Below are 18,426 nucleotides of genomic sequence, written 5' to 3'. Positions count from 1 at the left end.
CGCAGCGCCCGGCCACAGCGCCCGGTCAGGTGGTCGGCAACTGCGGCGGCTGCTGCGACTGGCCCCGGTACGGAGCTTGGCCGGGCCGCCCGGCCTGCGGCTGCGGCTGCTGAGCCTGCGGCGGCTGCGGGCGGTAGGACGGCTGCGGGCGGTAGGACTGCTGCGGCGCGCTGCCCGGCCCCGGCCGGGGGAACGGGCGGGGCGCCAGCGGTTCGGGGGCGACCCGGCTGCCCGCCATCGGGTGCGCGGAGTTCGGCCCGCGCATCCGCTGGGCGGCGACCTGGCGGGAGATCAGGATCTCCAGCAGGCACCACATCGTGCCGAACACCCCCAGCCCCATCGCCAACAGCGCGGGCGTCAGCAGCCAACTGCCCGCGTACGAGGCCAGGGTCGCGACGACCACGCCCACCAGCGTGAAGGAGAAGCAGAGCACCGCCCGGACTGCGGCGGAGCGCACCTCGTCGGGCAGGCGGCGGCGACGGCGTGGCGCGGACATCGGGCGACCCCCAGGCGCGGATCCGGTGCTGGAACGGGGAACGGGCGCACACGAATTGCGCCCCCTTCACTCACTCTGCCCCCGCCGAACCCGGACCATGCGTCCGAATCCACCGAACTGCCGTCAAAACGTGCCATCCGGGCAGGCGGCGGGAGCGGAGCTCACCCCAACTGCTGGTTGAGCTCCTCCAGGGCGCCGGTGACGATCGTCCGCATCGCCCGCTCGGCGTGCGCGGCGTCGCCGCCGCAGATCGCGTCGGCGACCTCCCGGTGCAGTCTGATCGCGTACGGCTCGGGCTGATGGGGCATCAGATGGTACTCGGTCCGGCCGGTGAGCACCGCCCCGACGGTGTCGCCGAGGTGGGCGAACATCTCGTTCCCGGAGGCACGCAGGACGAGGGCGTGGAAGGCGATGTCGTACCCGAGGAAGGTGGTGAGGTCGGCCTCCCGGGCGGCGACCGTCAACTCCACCGCCAGCGAGCTGAGTTCACGCCGGTCGTCGTCGCTGGCGTGGCGCGCGGCGAGCGCGGCCGCGGCCGGTTCGACGGCCACCCGCAGGGAGCCGAGCGAGCGCAGCTGGGCGGGCCGGTCGGCGCCGGCCAGTCGCCAGCGGATCACCATGGGGTCGAAGACGTCCCAGAGCGACTTCGGCTGGACGGTGATCCCGACCCGCCGCCGGGACGCCACCAGGCGCATCCCCTCCAGGATGCGCACCGCCTCCCGGACGACCGTCCGGGACACCCCGAACCGCTCCTCCAGGTCCTCCCCGCGCAGCACCGCGCCCTCGGGGATCTCCCCGGACGCGATCGCCGGCCCGAGTTCGTCAAGCAGCCGGCCGGGCAGCCCCTGGATCTCCATCCGCCCAGGGTAGTCGGCCGCCCCCGCGCGGTGCGCATCGCCCTGCGACCTACCCCACATCCCAAAAGTATGACGATTTGGTTTCCGGCACTTGAATACGTCATATCTTTGAAGCGATAGTGGCGGCCTGCAACGAAGGAGCACCACCGATGGCTCTCAACGTCGAGAACCGCGCCCTCCCGGGCACCCCCCTCACCGTCGTGGTGATGGGCGTCTCCGGTGTCGGCAAGACCACCCTGGCCCGCCTCCTGGCCGACCGCCTCGATCTCCCCTTCGCCGAGGCGGACGAGTTCCACCCGCCGGCCAACATCGCCAAGATGTCCGCCGGCACCCCGCTGGACGACCAGGACCGGGAACCCTGGCTGCGCGCCATCGGCGCCTGGCTCAAGGAGCACACCGAGTCCGGCACCGGCGGCGTGGTCACCTGCTCGGCGTTGAAGCACGGCTACCGCGACATCCTGCGCGCGGCCGCCCCGGGCGCCTTCTTCCTGCACCTCAGCGGTGGTCACGAGCTGGTCGAGGACCGGCTCTCGCACCGCACCGGCCACTTCATGCCGTCGTCGCTGCTCGGATCCCAGTACGCCACCCTGGAGCCCCTGGGTGCGGACGAGCGCGGCGCCGTCCTGGACGTGGGCCCGTCCCCCGAAGAACTCGTCGAGATGGCCGTGGCGCTGCTGCGGCCCGTCAATGGAGACCTCGCGTGAGTATTGCCCCCACCCTCGCCCCGACCCTCCTGGCGGCCGCCCCACCGGCCCTGCCGCACACCGGCAGTGACTCCCAGTTGCTCCTCGCGGTGCTGCTCAGCATCGGCGCGATCGTGCTGCTGATCACCAAGCTGAAGCTGCACCCCTTCCTCGCCCTCACGCTCGGTTCCGGCCTGCTGGCGGCCGTCGCGGGCGCCCCCTTCGACAAGCTGCTGAGCAGCTTCTCCACGGGCTTCGGATCCACCGTGGCCAGTGTCGGCCTGCTGATCGGCCTGGGCGCGATGCTCGGCAAGCTGCTCGCGGACTCGGGCGGCGCCAACATCATCGCGGACACCGTGCTGTCCCGGACCGGCAACAGGGCGCTGCCCTGGGCGATGGCGCTGATCGCCGCGGTGCTCGGCCTGCCGCTGTTCTTCGAGGTCGGCGTCGTCCTGCTGATCCCGATCGTGCTGCTGGTCGCCCGCCGCGGCAACGTGCCGCTGATGCGGGTCGGCATCCCGGCGCTGGCCGGCCTGTCGGTGCTGCACGGCCTGGTGCCCCCGCACCCGGGCCCGCTGGTCGCCGTCGACGCGCTCAAGGCCGACCTCGGCATCACCCTGGCGCTCGGCCTGCTGATCGCCGTCCCGACGCTGATCATCGCCGGCCCGCTGTTCGCCCGGGTCGCCGAGCGCTGGGTGGGCCCGCTGGAGATCCCGGCCGCCACGGCCCCCGAGGAGACCGCCGAGTCCGAGCGCACCCCGTCGTTCGGCGCGGTGCTGGCGACCATCCTGCTGCCGGTCGTGCTGATGCTCGGCAAGGCCCTGGCCGACGTGGTGATCGACGACCCGAAGGCGGTCGGCCAGCGGGTCTTCGACTTCATCGGCTCCCCGCTGATCGCCCTGCTCGCCGCGACCCTGCTGGCCATGCTGACCCTCGGCAGGGCGGCCGGCTTCGACAAGGCCCGGATCTCCGACACCGTCGGCAAGGCGCTCGGCCCGATCGCCGGCATCGTGTTCATCGTCGGCGCCGGCGGCGGCTTCAAGCAGACCCTGATCGACGTGGGCGTCGGCAACGCGGTGAGCTCGTGGTCCGGCAAGTGGCACATCTCCGCACTGCTGCTGGGCTGGCTGATCGCGGTGCTGATCCGCCTGGCCACCGGCTCGGCGACGGTCGCCACCATCACCGCGGCCGGCATCGTGTCGCCGCTCGCCGCGAACATGTCCTCGACCCACGCGGCCCTGCTGGTGCTCGCGATCGGGGCCGGCTCGCTGTTCCTGTCGCACGTCAACGACGCCGGCTTCTGGCTGGTGAAGGAGTACTTCGGGATGAGCGTCGGGCAGACGCTCAAGTCCTGGTCGGTGATGGAGACGGTGATCTCGGTGGTCGCGATCGCCCTGATCATGCCGCTGAGCCTGATCATCTAGCGCCTGGCGCGCCTTCGCCCGCAGGGGCGGCACCCGTACCGTACGGGTGCCGCCCCTGCGGCGTTGCGGTCAGTTCCCGAGCAGTCCGGAGAGCACCGCCGTGGTGGCCGCCAGCAGCTCCTCGGCCGCCGCGCCGCCGGCCGCCGTACGGGCCAGCAGCCCCTCGCGCGCCGCCAGCACGACCGCCGCCGTCCGCCCGGCCCCGGCCCCGGCCGGCACCAGCTCGGGCAGCACCCGCTCCAGGACGTCCGCCAGCGCCCGTGCCACCGTCCGGTCGTGCTCGGCGAGCTGCTCGGCCAGGGTCGCGGACCGGGCCGCCACCAGCCGGAACTCCAGGAACAGCAGGATCCACCCGCTCTCCGCCGGCTCGACCCGCAGCAGCGCCTCGACCAGCAGCCGGGCCCGCTCCGGCGGCGCGAGCGCCTCGCAGGCCGCGGCGAGCCGCTCCAGCTCGGCCATCCGCCGGGCGGCCTGGTCGTCGAAGAGCGCCAGCAGCAGGTCCTCCTTGCTGCCGAAGTTCGAGTAGAAGGCCCCGCGGGTGTACCCGGCGGCGGCGCAGACGTCCTCGATGCTCGTCCGGGCGAAGCCGATCGAGAGGAACAGCTCGCTCGCCGCGGCCAGCAGTCGGGCCCGGGTGTGGACGCGCCGCCGGGGTGGTCGGGGAGCGGCGGCTTCGGTGGGGGGTGGGTTCACAGCAGCACGATACATGGTGTATTCAGTACGGACCGTATTCAATACGTGCCGTACTGAACCATGCGCGCCCGAAGGAGCCGGACATGACCCGCCTGCTGATCACCAACGCCCACCTGCTCCACCCCGAGGACAGCACCCGCACCGAACCGGGCTGGCTGGAGGCCGCCGACGGCCGGATCACCGCCACCGGCACCGGCCGCCCGCCGGCCGCCACCGAGACGGTCCGGGTCCTGGACGCGCAGGGCGCCACCGTGCTGCCCGGCCTGATCGACGCCCACGTCCACCTGCTGGTCACCTCGCTCGACCTGCGCGACGTCGCGAACTGGACGCCCGGCTACGCCACCGTCCGGGCCCTGGCCGAGGCCGAACGCATGCTGCGCCGCGGCTTCACCACCGTCCGCGACGTCGGCGGCGCCGACCACGGCATGGCCCGCGCCCTGGCCGAGGGCCTCGTCCCCGGCCCGCGCCTGCTGCACGGCGGCAAGGCGCTCTCCCAGACCGGCGGCCACGGCGACCTGCGCCCGCTCGGGGACGACTCGCTGCCCTGCTGCGAGGCCCGCCCCCACTTCGGCCGGATCGCCGACGGCGTGGACGCGGTGCGCGCCGCCGCCCGGGACGAGTTCCGCAAGGGCGCCCGGCACCTCAAGGTGCTGCTCTCCGGCGGCGTCGCCTCCCCGCACGACGAGATCGCCGCGGTCCAGTACAGCGAGGAGGAGATCCGGGCGGCCGTCCAGGAGGCCGAGAACCACAACCGCTACGTCACCGTGCACGCCTACCACCCGCGCGCGATCGACCGCGCCCTGCGGGCCGGCGTGCGCTGCGTCGAACACGGCAACCTGCTGGACGACACCACCGTCAAGCTGCTGCTGGAGAAGGACGCCTTCCTGGTCCCCACCCTGGTCGCCTACGAGCGGACCGCGAAGCTCGGCGCCGCCTCCGGCCTGCCGCCGGCCTCCCTGGCCAAGCTCGCCGAGGTCCGCGACCGCGGCCTGGAGGCCCTGGAGCTCGCCCACCGCGCGGGCGTCAACCTGGTCTACGGCAGCGACCTGCTCGGACCGCTGCACCACGCCCAGCTGGAGGAGTTCACCCTGCGCGCCCAGGTCCAGCCGGCCCTCGACGTGCTCCGCTCGGCGACCACCACGGCGGCCCGGCTGCTCGGCCTGGCGGGGGAGATCGGCACCCTCGCCCCGGGCGCGCACGCGGACCTGCTGGTCGTCGACGGCGACCCGCTGGCTGACCTCACCGTGCTGACCCGCCCGGAACAGCACCTCCGGCACGTGGTCAAGGCGGGCGCCGTGGTGTGAAAAAGCCGGCGGGCGTCCGGGAAACCCCGAACGCCCGCCCGCCGTACCGCAGTTACTTACTTGTTCCCACGCTTCGCGAGGAAGGCCTCGACCTCGTCCCGGATCTCCGGGGTGTCCAGCCCGCGCACCGTCATGGTGGTGCGGCGGCGCAGCACGTCGTCCGCCGTGTACGCCCACTCGTTCTCGGCCGCGTAGGCGACCTGCGCCCAGACGTCCGGGCCGTCCTCGTGGATCGGCCGGCCGAGCTCCGGGTTCTCGTCGATCATGCGGGCGATGTCGAAGGACAGGGTGCCGTAGTGGCTGGCCAGGTGCTTGGCGACCAGCGGCTCCATCCGCGAGCCCGGCTCGCGGTCGATCAGCAGGCGGTGCGCGACGGCGTTCGGCGCGCCGACGCCCGGCAGCGGGACGGTCGGGGCGATCGGGGACATGTCCTCGGCGAGGCCGGTGCCGGGCACGTGCGCCAGCTTCTCCAGCACCGCGCGGCCGATGTGCCGGTAGGTGGTCCACTTGCCGCCGGAGACCGACAGCATGCCGCCGCGGCCCTCGGTGACGACGGTCTCGCGCTTGGCGGCGGCGGTGTCACCCGGGCCGCCGGGCAGCACGCGCAGGCCGGCGAAGGAGTAGGTGATCAGGTCGCGGTCGAGGTGCTCGTCGCGGATCGCGTGCGCGGCCTCGCCCATGATCTGGTCGATGTCCGCCTCGGTGGCCCGGACGTCCTTCGGGTCGCCGGTGTACTCCTCGTCGGTGGTGCCGAGGAGGACGTGGTCCTCCCACGGGATGGCGAAGGAGACGCGGTACTTGTCGATCGGGATGGTCAGCGCGGCGCGCCACGGCGAGCGGCGCTTGACGACGACGTGGGCGCCCTTGGAGAGGCGGATCGACGGCGCGGCGCCGGCGTCCTCCATGGTGCGCAGGTGGTCGACCCACGGGCCGGTGGCGTTGAGCACCAGGCGGGCGTTCACGCCGAACTCGCTGCCGTCCAGGCGGTCGCGCAGCTCGGCGCCGGTGACCCGGCCGCCGGTGAAGCGCAGGCCGGTGACCTCGGCGTGGTTGAGCACCACGGCGCCGGCGTCGACGGCGGCGCGCACGGTCATCACCGCGACGCGCGAGTCGTTCATCTGGTGGTCGCCGTAGACGGCCACCGAGCGCAGGCCCTCGGTGCGCAGCGCGGGCACCTGCTGGGCGGCGTGCGCGGCGGTGGAGACCCGGCCCATGCCGTCGCGGAAGGCGGACAGCGCGGAGTACAGGAACACGCCGGCGCCGAGCTTGGCCGCGCCGTGCGGGCCGCCCTTGTAGACCGGCACGAAGAAGGTCAGCGGGTTGACCAGGTGCGGGGCCACGTCGGTGGAGAGCGCGCGGCGCTCCTTGTGGTTCTCGGCGACCAGCTTGACCGCGCCGGTCTGCAGGTAGCGCAGACCGCCGTGGACGAGCTTGGAGGAGGCGCTGGAGGTGGCACCGGCGAAGTCGCCGGCGTCGACCATGGCGACCTTCAGGCCGGCCTGGGACGCGGTCCAGGCGACGGCCGTGCCGAGGATGCCGCCCCCGATCACCAGCAGGTCGTAGGTGGCCTTGCCGAGCAGCTCACGGGTCTCGGCACGGGAAGCGGTGCGGCCGGCGGTGCGCTCGGCGCCCAGGGTCGGGATGGTTGCCATGGTGGTTGTGTACGGCGCGCTGTTCCGGCTGCGCCGTTACTCCTCTCGGGTGCGGTGCGGCCCCTGCTGGAGAGGCCGGTCGGCCCGGTGCGGCGGGCCGGTGAAACACGGTTGCGCCCGTTGCCGGAACAGCGGGCGGCCGGCCGGGGCACGGGGCCCCGACCGGCGGGTCGGTCAGTTGGTCTCTTCCTCCTCCACCCAGCCCATGGTGCGCTCCACGGCCTTGAGCCACTTCTTGTACTCGCGCTCCCGGGTGTCCTCGTCCATGCGCGGGGTCCACTCGGCGGCGCGGTGCCAGTTGGCCCGCAGGGTGTCGAGGTCGTTCCAGAAGCCGACGGCGAGACCGGCCGCGTAGGCGGCGCCGAGGGCGGTGGTCTCGGCCACGTACGGGCGCTCGACCGGGGCGTTCAGGACGTCGGCGATGTTCTGCATGAGCAGGTTGTTGCTGGTCATGCCGCCGTCGACCTTGAGGGCGGTGAGCTCGACCCCGGAGTCCTTCTGCATGGCGTCGACGACCTCGCGGGTCTGCCAGGCGGTGGCCTCCAGGACGGCCCGGGCCAGGTGGCCCTTGGTGACGTACCGGGTCAGACCGGCGATCACACCGCGGGCGTCGGAGCGCCAGTACGGGGCGAACAGGCCGGAGAAGGCCGGGACGAAGTAGGCGCCGCCGTTGTCCTCGACGGTGTTGGCGAGGGTCTCGATCTCGGCGGCGGTGGAGATGATGCCGAGCTGGTCGCGCAGCCACTGGACGAGCGAGCCGGTGACGGCGATCGAGCCCTCCAGCGCGTAGACCGGGGCCTGGTCGCCGATCCGGTAGCCGACCGTGGTCAGCAGGCCGTGGTACGAGTTGACGATCTTCTCGCCGGTGTTCAGCAGCAGGAAGGTGCCGGTGCCGTAGGTCGACTTGGCCTCGCCCTCGTTGAAGCAGGTCTGGCCGAACAGCGCGGCCTGCTGGTCGCCGAGCGCGGAGGCGACCGGGACGCCGGCCAGGTCGCCGACGGCCTCGCCGTAGACCTCGGCGGAGGAGCGGATCTCCGGGAGGACGGCCATCGGCACGCCCATCGACTCGGCGATGCTCTCGTCCCAGGCGAGGGTCTTGAGGTTCATCAGCATGGTGCGGCTGGCGTTGGTGACGTCGGTGACGTGCTTGCCGCCGTTGACACCACCGGTGAGGTTCCAGATCACCCAGGTGTCCATGGTGCCGAACAGGATGTCGCCGGCCTCGGCGCGCTCGCGCAGGCCCTCGACGTTGTCCAGCAGCCAGCGGATCTTCGGGCCGGCGAAGTAGCTGGCCAGCGGGAGGCCGGTCTCGCGGCGGAAGCGGTCCTGGCCGACGTTGCGGCCCAGCTCGCGGCAGAGGCCCTCGGTGCGGGTGTCCTGCCACACCAGCGCGTTGTGCACCGGCTCACCGGTGTTCCTGTCCCACAGGACGGTGGTCTCGCGCTGGTTGGTGATGCCGATCGCGCGGATGTCGTCCTTGGTCAGGCCGGCCTTCTCCAGCGCGCCGCGGACGACCGACTGCACCCGGGTCCAGATCTCGGCGGCGTCGTGCTCGACGTAGCCGGGCTGGGGGAAGATCTGCCGGTGCTCCTGCTGGTCGACGGCGACGATCCGGCCGTCGGCGCCGAAGATGATGCAGCGGCTGGAGGTGGTGCCCTGGTCGATCGCGGCGATGTAGTTGCCAGTGGAGGTCATGTGGAGGGTCCTCGGCTCAAGTTCGGGGGTTACGGGGTGGGTGGGCCTGACACGGACGTTCGTTACCCGTACGTCCGGTCAGTCCCCGTGCTCGGCGGTTTCCAACCGGGCCTTTAGAACAGGGCGTTGTACACGCCGCCGGCCGCGAGGCCGCCCAGGAGCGGGCCGACGACCGGGATCCAGGCGTACGACCAGTCCGAGCCGCCCTTGTTCGGGATCGGCAGGAAGGTGTGGGCGATGCGCGGGCCGAGGTCGCGGGCCGGGTTGATCGCGTAGCCGGTCGGGCCACCGAGGGAGAGGCCGATGCCGACGACGGTGAGGGCGACGATCAGGGTGCCCATGCCGCTGTCGCCCAGGCCCTTGGTGGTGCCGAGGGTGAGGATCGCCATGCAGAGCACGAAGGTGCCGATGACCTCGGTGATCACGTTCTGGAGCGGGTTCCGGATCTCGGGCCCGGTCGAGAAGATGCCGAGGGTCGGCTCCGTGTTGGCCTGGAACTGGCCGAGGTAGGCGAGCCAGACCATGACGGCGCCGATGATCGCGCCGAGCAGCTGGGAGCCGATGTACAGCGGCACCTGGCTCCACTCGCCGGTCTTGACGGCGATGGCGACGGTGACGGCCGGGTTGAGGTGGGCGCCGGACTTGGCCCCGGTCATGTAGGCGGCGATGAGGACCGCGAAGCCCCAGCCGAAGGTGATCGCCAGCCAGCCGGCGTTGAAGGCCTTCGACTTCTTGAGGGTCACGGCGGCACAGACGCCGCCGCCGAGGAGTATCAGGGCGGCGGTGCCGAGGGTTTCGCCGACGAAGACGTCGCCGTTGGAGATGGCGGACACAAAGACTCCCTTGTCATGGCCCGAAGTGCGGGTGGGGGCAGGCGGCCGGTCGATCCCTGTGCGGGTGAGCGCGCTGTGGGAGTGATCTTCCCGGCCATCGTTCGACAATGTCGACCGTCATGCGGAAGCTTCCTCCCCTGGTCGGCCCCGCGTCAAGGCGGGGTTACGCAGCTGTGACCCTTCCCTCGGAAGGTCCCCCGAAGTTACCCAGCGCAGTGCCCCGAATCGGGGCAAAACGCCAAGGCGCGGACAGGCTCACCGCCCGTCCGCGCCTCAGCGTGACGAATCGACCGCGTTGCTCAGAACCGCCCGGCGCCCAGATCGCGGGAGATCGCCCGCGCCGCGCTGCGCACCGACGCCACCAGCGAGGGCTTCACGAAGCCGTCCTCGCAGACCCGCTCCACCGGCCCGTTGATGCACACCGCGCCCACCGGGTTGCGCCGCCGGTCCTGGATCAGCGCCGCGATCGAGGCCACGCCCTCCCAGGTCTCCTCGATCGAGTCCGCCCAGCCGCGCTCGCGGATCAGCGCGCACTCGGCGTCCAGGTCGCTCGCCTCGGTCAGCGTCCGCACGGTGTACGACTCGTACGGTCCCTCGCCCAACTCCCCGCGCGCGACCGGGTCGTAGGCCACCAGGACCTTGCCGATCGCGGTGCTGTGCAGCGGCTGCATCGAGCCGACCTCCAGCACTTGCCGGGTGTCGTCGGGCCGGAACACGTGGTGCACGATCAGCACGCCCTGCTGGTGCAGCACCCCCAGGTAGACGGTCTCCCCGGCCGCCCGGGCCAGGTCGTCCGCCCACACCAGCGCCCGCGCCCGCAGCTCGTGCACGTCCAGGTAGCTCTGCCCCAGCCGCAGCAGCTCGGCGCCCAGCTGGTACTTGCCGCTCTCCGGGTCCTGCTCGACGAAGCCCTCCTGCTGCAGCGTGCGCAGGATCCCGTGCGCGGTGCCCTTGGCGAGGTCCAGTGCCGTCGCGACCTCGGACAGCCCCAGGCGGCGCTCGCCGCCGGCCAGCAGGCGCATGATCGCGGCGGCCCGGGAGAGCGACTGGATCGGGCCGGGCATGGATACCTCCGGGCTGACAGGCGGTCGACATTGTCGACCGCGGGGGTGACGGGACGAGTCTGCCAGGCCGCCGTCCGTCCGTGCACCTTCCCCCTCGGTAACCCGTGCTCGACCCGGTGTTAACCTTCCGCGCCCGGCCCGTGCGCTACCCTTCCACCCCGCTGAGCAGCCCGCGCCGCACCGACACCTCGGCCGCCAGCGCGGCGATCCCGTCGGTGCCGACCCGGCAGCAGCCGCCGACCAGCCGCGCGCCGTCCGCCAGCCAGCCGCCCACCCGCGCCGAGCGGAAGGTCGACTCCCCGCGCCAGTCCCGGCGGTCCGGGTCCCACTGCTCCCCGCTGTTCGGATAGACCACCACCGGCTTCCCGGTCACCTCCGCGGCCACCGCCACCGCCAGGTCCGCGTCCTGCGGAGTGCAGCAGTTGACGCCCACCGCCAGCACCTCGTCCACCTCCGCCGCCAGCGCGAACGCCTCCGCCAGCGGCTGCCCGGCCCTGGTCCGGCCGTCCGCCACGCTGTACGACAACCAGGCCGGCACCCCCAGCCCGCGCACCAGCTCCAGCAGCGCCCGTGCCTCGTCCGCGTCCGGCACCGTCTCCAGCGCCAGCACGTCCGGCCGGGCCGCCGCCAGCACCTCCAGCCGCGGCCGGTGGAAGGCCGTCAGCTCCGCGTGGTCCAGGCCGTACCGGCCCCGGTACTCCGAACCGTCCGCCAGCACCGCCCCGTACGGGCCGACCGAGGCCGCCACCCAGCGCCGCCGGCCGCCCGGCTCGGCCCGCGCCGCCTCCCGGGCCAGCTCCACGCTGCTCGCCAGCAGCCGGGCCGCCGCCGCGTGCCCCACCCCGCGCCGGGCGAAGCCCTCGAAGCTCGCCTGGTAGCTCGCCGTGATCGCGACGTCGGCCCCCGCCGCGAAGTACGCCCGGTGCGCCGCCACCACCGCGTCCGGATCGTCCGCGAGCAGCCGCGCCGACCACAGCGCGTCCGAGAGGTCGTGCCCCGCGGCGGCCAACTGGTTGGACATCCCGCCGTCCAGGACCAGCGGGCCGGCCGCCAGCGCCGTGGCGAAGTCCGGCGGGGGAGCAGTGGGCATCTCGGCCTCCTCGGGCGCGGTCGTTCCTGGTCACAGCCTAGAAGCCGGAGCCCGCCGCCGACCGGGAAAACCGTTTGCCGCCGGGGAACGGAGTCGTTACGTTGTGCTCATCCCGAGAACGACAGCACCAGGTGCCCCAGGGGCGCGGAGAGGAGCCGGTGATGGCAGCGGACGACGCGTCCCCCCAGCCCGCCGCCGGGCCCGCGGCCGAGCAGGAGTGGCTCGCCGCGTACGACCCGCGCGCCTACGCCCCGATCGCCGTCACCGTCGACGTGGTGGCCCTGACGCTGCGCAGCGGCCGGCTGCACGTGCTGCTGGTCGAACGCGGCGCCCCGCCCTACCAGGGCTGCTGGGCACTGCCCGGCGGCTTCCTGCGGGCGGGGGAGGAGGGCCTCGACGAGGCCGCCGCCCGCGAGCTCGCCGAGGAGACCGGCCTCCAGGGCGTCTCCGAGGCCGAGGCCGCGCTCTGCCGCCTGCACCTCGAACAGCTCGGCACCTACGGCGCCCCCGATCGGGACCCACGGATGCACGTCGTCTCCGTCGCCTACCTGGCCTTCGCCCCGGACCTGCCCGACCCGCAGGCTGGCACGGACGCCGCGGCCGCCGCCTGGCACCCGGTGGCCGACCTCGACCCGGCCCCGCGGTCCCCGGACCGCACACCAGCCGCCGGTGTGCCCGCCGACACCCACGGGGGTGGCGTCGACGGGCACACCGGCCCCCCGCCGGCCGCACCGCACCCGATCCGGCTCGCCTTCGACCACGCCCGCATCCTGGCCGACGGCCTCGACCGGGTGCGCGCCAAGCTGGAGTACAGCCCGCTCGCCACCGCCTTCCTGCCCCACGACTTCACCATCCCCGACCTCCGCGCCGTCTACGAGGCCGTCTGGGACGAGAAGCTCCACCCCGGGAACTTCCACCGCAAGGTGCTCTCCGTCCCCGGCTTCGTCGAGAGCACCGGCACCACCACCGAGCGCGGCGGCGCCCGCGGCGGCCCCCGCGCCCGCACCTACCACGCCGGGGGCGCCCAGCTGCTGCACCCCGCCCTGCTCCGCCCCGCCCGCGAGGACGGCCAGGGCGGCGGAGCCCCCACCGCCCCCGACCACCCGCGCTGAGCCCCGGGCTACCATCCGCCCATGACCACCGACGAAGCGACCCGCACCACCCACCGGCCGTTCTCCCACTGCCACTTCTGCGGCACGCCGTACCCGCCCGGCACCGAGGCCTGGCCCCGCACCTGCCCCGGCTGCGCCGAGATCAGCTACCGCAACCCGCTGCCGGTCGCCGTCACCGTCCTGCCCGTCACCCGGCCCGACGCCGACCCGGCCCTGGTCGTCATCCGCCGCACCATCGAACCCGGCTACGGCGGACTCGCCTTCCCCGGCGGCTACATGGACTTCGGCGAGAGCTGGCAGCAGGCCTGCGTGCGCGAACTCGCCGAGGAGACCGGCATCCTGGCCGACGCCGCCGACGTCCGCCTGATCCACACCGCCTCCGACCCCAACGGCCGCTTCATCATGCTCTGCGGACTCCTCCCCGCCCGCCCGCTCGCCGAACTCCCGCCCTCCCTCCCCACCGACGAGACCGAGGGCTGGCTGCTCGCCACCGCCGACACCGCACTGGTCTGGGACTTCCACAACGGCATCCTGCGCCGCTGGTTCGACGGCGAGTTCACCCCCCGCTGAGGGGTGGCGCAACCCCCGGCCGACCCTGGCGCAGCGGCCGCTCGCATGGCATGGTCTGCACCGACAGCCCAACCGGACGGGTTGGCCACGAGCTCACCCGTCCCCACCACCGGCCGGGAGACCACCACCGTGAGCACCCCTTCCCAGGACCAGCCGCTCTGGCGCCCCAACCCCGCTCGCGCCGCCGCCACCAGCCTGGTCGCCTTCCAGGCCTGGGCCGCCGAGCACCACGGAGCCCCGGCCGCCCCGCTCGCCCCGGCCGCCGACGACCAGCAGGCCGCCCAGCGCTACGCGGACCTGCACGCCTGGTCCACCGCCGACCTCGACCGCTTCTGGACGGCGGTCACCCAGTGGTTCGACGTCCGCTTCACCGAGGCCCCCGAGGCCGTCCTCGCCGACCCGGCCATGCCCGGCGCCCGCTGGTTCCCCGGCGCCCGCCTCAACTACGCCGAGCACGCCCTGCGCGCCGCCGAGGACCCCGCCAACGCGGACCGCCCGGCCATCCTCCACCTGGACGAGACCACCGAGCAGCCGGCCGCCCTCAGCTGGTCCGAGCTGCGCCGCCAGGTCGGCTCGCTGGCCGCCGCCCTGCGCGCCCGCGGCGTCCGCCCCGGCGACCGGGTCAGCGCCTACCTGCCCAACATCCCGCAGGCCGCCGTCGCACTGCTCGCCACCGCCGCCGTCGGCGCGATCTGGACCAGCTGCGCCCCCGACTTCGGCGCCCGCAGCGTCCTCGACCGCCTCCAGCAGATCGAACCCGCGGTCCTCTTCGCCGTCGACGGCTACCACTACGGCGGCAAGGACCACGACCGCACCGAGGTCGTCGCCGAGCTGCGCCGCGAACTCCCCAGCCTGCACACCGTGGTGCACGTCCCGCTGCTCGGCGCCCCGGCCCCCGAGGGCGCCCTCCAGTGGGACGACCTGGTCGCCGACGACGTGGCGCCGGTGTTCGAGCCGGTCCCCTTCGACCACCCGCTCTGGGTCCTCTACTCCTCCGGCACCACCGGCCTGCCCAAGGCCATCGTCCAGAGCCAGGGCGGCATCCTGGTCGAACACCTCAAGCAGGCCGGCCTCCACCTCGACCTCGGCCCCCAGGACCGCTTCCTCTGGTACACCTCCACCGGCTGGATGATGTGGAACTTCCTGCTGGCCGGCCTCCTGGTCGGGGCCACGATCGTCACCTACGACGGCAGCCCCGGCCACCCCGACACCGGCGCCCTGTGGTCCGTCGCCGCCCGCACCCGCGCCACCGTCCTCGGCACCTCCGCCGCGTACGTCATCGCCAGCCGCAAGGCCGAGCTGCACCCCGGCCGCGAACTCGACCTCTCCGCCGTCCGCTGCATCGGCACCACCGGCTCCCCGCTCCCGCCGGACGGCTTCCGCTGGATCTACGACGAGGTCAAGCAGGACGTCTGGCTCGCCTCGGTCAGCGGCGGCACCGACGTCTGCTCCTGCTTCGTCGGCGGCGTCCCCACCCTGCCGGTACACCTCGGCGAGATCCAGGCCCCCTGCCTGGGCGCCGCCGTCGAGTCCTGGGACGTCCAGGGCCACCCGCACACCGACACCGTCGGCGAACTCGTCGTCACCAAGCCGATCCCGTCGATGCCCACCGGCTTCTGGAACGACCCCGAGGGCACCCGGTACCACGACAGCTACTTCGACACCTACCCCGGCATCTGGCGCCACGGCGACTGGATCACCGTCACCTCCCGGGGCACCGTCGTCATCCACGGCCGCTCCGACTCCACCCTCAACCGCCAGGGCGTCCGGATGGGCTCCTCGGACATCTACGAGGTGGTCGAGCGCCTCCCCGAGATCGCCGAGTCCCTGGTCATCGGCCTGGAGGAGCCCGACGGCGGCTACTGGATGCCGCTGTTCGTCGTCCTCGCCCCCGGCGTCGAACTCGACGAGGACCTCATCGGCCGCATCCGCACCTCGCTGCGCACCGAGCTCTCCCCGCGCCACGTCCCGGACGAGGTGATCGCCGTCCGCGGCCTGCCGCACACGCTGACCGGCAAGCGCATCGAGGTCCCGGTCAAGCGGATCCTCTCCGGCACCCCGCTGGAGCAGGCCGTCAATCCCGGTTCGGTCGACAACCTCGACCACCTGCGCTTCTTCGAGCAGCTCCGGGTCGACCGCCAGGCCTGACCGCCGGACCTGACCGACCTGGGCCAACGTTGAAGGGGCGCCCCCACCAGTTGTGGTGGGGGCGCCCCTTCAACGTTTCCCGGGTCCTACTCGCCGGAGAGCACCTGCTGCGCGGCGGCCCGCGCATCCTCGGCGCTGTCCGCGGCCCGGGCCGCCTCGGCCGCCCGGCGGCACTGCGCCAGCGTGTACTTCGCCAGCGTGCTCCGCACGTAGGGGATCGAGGCCGAGCCCATGGAGAGGCTGGTGACGCCCAGACCGGTCAGCACCACGGCCAGCAGCGGGTCGGACGCGGCCTCACCGCACACGCCGCAGCTCTTGCCGGTCGCCTGCGCGGCCTCGGCGGCCGCGGCGACCAGGTCCAGCAGCGCCGGCTGCCACGGGTCCTGCAGCCGGGCCAGCGCACCGACCTGACGGTCGGCGGCGAAGGTGTACTGGGCCAGGTCGTTGGTCCCCAGCGACAGGAACTCGACCTCCTGGAGGATCGACCGGGCCCGCAGCGCGGCCGACGGGATCTCCACCATCGCACCGAACTTGGCGTCCAGCCCGGCCTCGCGGCACGCGGCGGCGAAGGCCGCGGCGTCCTTGCGGTCGGCCACCATCGGGGCCATCACCTCGAGGTGCACCGGCAGGCCCGCGGCCGCCGTGGCCAGCGCCCGCAGCTGGGTGCGCAGCACCTCCGGGTGCTCCAGCAGGGTGCGCAGACCGCGCACGCCCAGCGCGGGGTTCGGCTCGTCGGCCGGGGTCAGGAAGTCCAGCGGCTTGTCCGCGCCCGCGTCCAGCACCCGGACCACGACCCGGCCCTCCGGGAAGGCCTCCAGCACCTTGCGGTACGCCTCGACCTGCTTCTCCTCGCCGGGAGCCTTCGCCGAGTCGTCCAGGAACAGGAACTCGGTACGGAACAGGCCGACGCCCTCCGCACCGTTCTCCAGCGCGGCCGGCACGTCCGCCGGGCCGCCGACGTTGGCCAGCAGCGGTACCCGGTGCCCGTCCGAGGTCTGCCCCGGGCCGGAGGAGGCGGCCAGCGCGGCCTTGCGCTCGGCGGCGACGGCCCGCAGCTCGTCCTGCTTCTGCTGCGACGGGTCCAGCAACACGTCGCCCGAGCTGCCGTCCACCGCGACGACGGTGCCCTCGGCGACGTCCGTCGCCCCCGACAGCGCGACCACGGCCGGCACGCCCATCGCCCGCGCCAGGATGGCGCTGTGGCTGGTCGGCCCGCCCTCCTCGGTCACGAAGCCGAGCACCAGCGTCGGGTCCAGCAGCGCGGTGTCGGCCGGCGCCAGGTCCCGCGCGAACAGCACGTACGGTTCGTCGCTGTCCGGCACGCCCGGCATCGGCACGCCCAGCAGGCGGGCCACGATGCGGTTGCGCACGTCGTCCAGGTCGGCGACCCGCCCGGCCAGGTACTCCCCGGCGGAGGCCAGCAGCGCCCGGTAGGCCGCGAAGGCGTCGTACACGCCGCGCTCGGCACTGCTGCCGACGGCGATCCGACGGGACACGTCGGCCATCAGCTCCGGGTCCTGCGCCATCAGCGCCTGGGCCTCCAGCACGGCCTGCGCCTCACCGCCGGCCAGGTTGCCGCGCGCGATCAGGTCGGCCGCGACCGCCTCGACGGCCGCCTGGGCACGAGCCTGCTCGCGGGGGGCGTCCTCGGTCGGGATCTGGGTGGCCGGGGGCTCCAGGACCGCCGTGCCCATGTGCCGCACCTGGCCGATCGCGACCCCGTGGCTGACACCCACGCCGCGCAGTGTCTTCTCCATGTACCTGTTTCTCCGCTGAGAGGAGCGGCCCCGCCGGGAACCGCTGAGTGCCGGGTCGCCCCGTCAACTCCTGCGGGGCGGGTGTGTGTCGGTGGTTGAGGGGTCAGCTCCAGCTGAACAGGTGGTCGTCCGCCTGGACCTCGCCGGACTCGACCAGGTCACCCAGGGAGTCGGGGGCGGCCTCCAGCGCCACGACCGGCGAGATCGGCGACTTGCCCGCGGCCTCGACCGCGGCCGGGTCCCACCGGATCACGGCCTGACCACGGGTCACCGTGTCGCCCTTGTTGACGAGCAGTTCGAAGCCCTCGCCGTTCAGCTGCACCGTGTCGATGCCCAGATGGGTCAGCACACCGTGCCCGTCCGCGTCCACCACCACGAAGGCGTGCGGGTGCATGGAGACCACGACGCCGTCCACCGGAGCGACCGCCTCGGTGGGCTCGCGCACCGGGTCGATCGCGGTGCCCGGACCGACCATCGCGCCCGCGAACACCGGGTCGGGCACGTTGGCAAGCCCGACAGCCCGGCCGGTCAGCGGCGACGTCACAATGGTCATGGTTGTGCCTCCCAAGTGCGCAATACAGCGAGCGGCCGCGAGGTGCGGCACACAATCAACTGAAGCCTAAATCATGTCAACTTCGGACATCTGTTGACGTTCCCGGGCGAAGACCCACGCCCCGCCCGTCTACCGACCGGCGTCACATCGACTCGCGACTGGTCTAGTCCTCTTGGTCGATGTGCCGCACTCTACAGGCATCTTGGCGAATCAGGACCATTGCTGTATATGCTCGCGAGAGCAACAAATCATGCCGCCGTCCGGGTGACCCACGGCGGGCCCCGATTCGCGCTCCGGCAACCGACCCGCTATGGTTGGGCGAGTCGCCGCAAGTCGGCGGGTTAACGCCAGATTTCAGATGCAAAAAGCCCCGGTAAACGGAGCGGAAAGCATCTGGTAGGCTGGAAACACGAAAGAACGAAGCGCCCGGAGGGCCCGCTGGAAGGCGGTCCGAAGGAAGCGTCCGTTCCTTGAGAACTCAACAGCGTGCCAAAA

At 73.1% G+C, this 18,426-nt stretch carries 16 protein-coding genes; 6 read left to right on the top strand and 10 right to left on the bottom strand.

Features of this window, described 5'->3' with window-relative positions:
- Positions 1-25: 25 nt before the first annotated feature.
- Together AB0F71_RS34930 and AB0F71_RS34925 are read right to left on the bottom strand one after the other, a co-directional pair.
- Entirely contained in the window at positions 26-496 is a 471-nt protein-coding gene (locus AB0F71_RS34930; protein ID WP_360243516.1) for a hypothetical protein, read from the bottom strand.
- Between the two features lie 161 nt (positions 497-657).
- Positions 658-1,353 carry an FCD domain-containing protein gene (locus tag AB0F71_RS34925; protein ID WP_360243513.1) on the bottom strand — a complete coding sequence of 232 codons (696 nt, stop codon included), beginning with the start codon at positions 1,351-1,353 and terminating at the stop codon, positions 658-660.
- 149 nt (positions 1,354-1,502) lie between these two features.
- On the opposite strand from AB0F71_RS34925, the gene AB0F71_RS34920 reads away from it, so the two are divergent.
- Together AB0F71_RS34920 and AB0F71_RS34915 are read left to right on the top strand one after the other, a co-directional pair.
- Positions 1,503-2,057 carry a gluconokinase gene (locus tag AB0F71_RS34920; RefSeq protein WP_360243510.1) on the top strand — a complete coding sequence of 185 codons (555 nt, stop codon included), beginning with the start codon at positions 1,503-1,505 and terminating at the stop codon, positions 2,055-2,057.
- Between the two features lie 29 nt (positions 2,058-2,086).
- Positions 2,087-3,460, top strand: coding sequence for a gluconate:H+ symporter (locus tag AB0F71_RS34915; RefSeq protein ID WP_360243581.1), 1,374 nt, complete (start codon positions 2,087-2,089; stop codon positions 3,458-3,460).
- A gap of 69 nt (positions 3,461-3,529) precedes the next feature.
- Here AB0F71_RS34915 and AB0F71_RS34910 read toward each other — a convergent pair whose 3' ends face one another.
- Entirely contained in the window at positions 3,530-4,153 is a 624-nt protein-coding gene (locus tag AB0F71_RS34910; protein ID WP_360243507.1) for a helix-turn-helix domain-containing protein, read from the bottom strand.
- Between the two features lie 83 nt (positions 4,154-4,236).
- Here AB0F71_RS34910 and AB0F71_RS34905 point away from each other — a divergent pair, with 83 nt between their 5' ends.
- Positions 4,237-5,457: an amidohydrolase family protein gene (locus AB0F71_RS34905; protein WP_360243504.1), complete on the top strand. Its 1,221-nt coding sequence runs from the start codon at positions 4,237-4,239 to the stop codon at positions 5,455-5,457.
- A gap of 56 nt (positions 5,458-5,513) precedes the next feature.
- Here the strand turns inward: AB0F71_RS34905 and AB0F71_RS34900 are convergent, their stop codons facing one another.
- From AB0F71_RS34900 to mmuM, 5 genes are all read right to left on the bottom strand, one after another.
- Positions 5,514-7,109: a glycerol-3-phosphate dehydrogenase/oxidase gene (locus tag AB0F71_RS34900; protein ID WP_360243501.1), complete on the bottom strand. Its 1,596-nt coding sequence runs from the start codon at positions 7,107-7,109 to the stop codon at positions 5,514-5,516.
- A gap of 174 nt (positions 7,110-7,283) precedes the next feature.
- On the bottom strand, positions 7,284-8,804 hold the full coding sequence (gene glpK / locus AB0F71_RS34895; RefSeq protein ID WP_360243498.1) for a glycerol kinase GlpK: 1,521 nt from the start codon (positions 8,802-8,804) through the stop codon (positions 7,284-7,286).
- Between the two features lie 113 nt (positions 8,805-8,917).
- Positions 8,918-9,628 carry an MIP/aquaporin family protein gene (locus AB0F71_RS34890; RefSeq protein WP_360243578.1) on the bottom strand — a complete coding sequence of 237 codons (711 nt, stop codon included), beginning with the start codon at positions 9,626-9,628 and terminating at the stop codon, positions 8,918-8,920.
- A 308-nt stretch (positions 9,629-9,936) separates the two neighbouring features.
- On the bottom strand, positions 9,937-10,701 hold the full coding sequence (locus AB0F71_RS34885) for an IclR family transcriptional regulator (RefSeq protein WP_360243495.1): 765 nt from the start codon (positions 10,699-10,701) through the stop codon (positions 9,937-9,939).
- Positions 10,702-10,846: 145 nt separating this feature from the next.
- On the bottom strand, positions 10,847-11,791 hold the full coding sequence (gene mmuM / locus AB0F71_RS34880; protein WP_360243492.1) for a homocysteine S-methyltransferase: 945 nt from the start codon (positions 11,789-11,791) through the stop codon (positions 10,847-10,849).
- 161 nt (positions 11,792-11,952) lie between these two features.
- Here mmuM and AB0F71_RS34875 point away from each other — a divergent pair, with 161 nt between their 5' ends.
- The 3 genes from AB0F71_RS34875 (at position 11,953) to AB0F71_RS34865 (ending at position 15,621) form a co-directional block, all read left to right on the top strand.
- Complete coding sequence (locus tag AB0F71_RS34875) at positions 11,953-12,903, top strand: NUDIX domain-containing protein (RefSeq protein ID WP_360243489.1); 951 nt, start codon at positions 11,953-11,955, stop codon at positions 12,901-12,903.
- Positions 12,904-12,924: 21 nt separating this feature from the next.
- Complete coding sequence (locus AB0F71_RS34870) at positions 12,925-13,473, top strand: NUDIX domain-containing protein (RefSeq protein ID WP_360243486.1); 549 nt, start codon at positions 12,925-12,927, stop codon at positions 13,471-13,473.
- 129 nt (positions 13,474-13,602) lie between these two features.
- Positions 13,603-15,621, top strand: coding sequence for an acetoacetate--CoA ligase (locus tag AB0F71_RS34865; RefSeq protein WP_360243483.1), 2,019 nt, complete (start codon positions 13,603-13,605; stop codon positions 15,619-15,621).
- An 86-nt stretch (positions 15,622-15,707) separates the two neighbouring features.
- Here the strand turns inward: AB0F71_RS34865 and ptsP are convergent, their stop codons facing one another.
- Both ptsP and AB0F71_RS34855 read right to left on the bottom strand, forming a co-directional pair.
- The gene (ptsP, locus tag AB0F71_RS34860; protein WP_360243480.1) at positions 15,708-17,378 is read right to left on the bottom strand and encodes a phosphoenolpyruvate--protein phosphotransferase; all 1,671 of its coding nucleotides are present in this window, start codon (positions 17,376-17,378) and stop codon (positions 15,708-15,710) included.
- A 103-nt stretch (positions 17,379-17,481) separates the two neighbouring features.
- On the bottom strand, positions 17,482-17,931 hold the full coding sequence (locus AB0F71_RS34855; protein WP_360243477.1) for a PTS glucose transporter subunit IIA: 450 nt from the start codon (positions 17,929-17,931) through the stop codon (positions 17,482-17,484).
- Between the last annotated feature and the right edge of the window lie 495 nt (positions 17,932-18,426).

Origin of the sequence: Kitasatospora sp. NPDC028055, from assembly GCF_040637885.1 — a bacterium.
Lineage (GTDB): Bacteria > Actinomycetota > Actinomycetes > Streptomycetales > Streptomycetaceae > Kitasatospora.
Note: the sequence above shows the minus strand (reverse complement) of the source record. Positions and strands in the feature narration are given on the sequence as shown.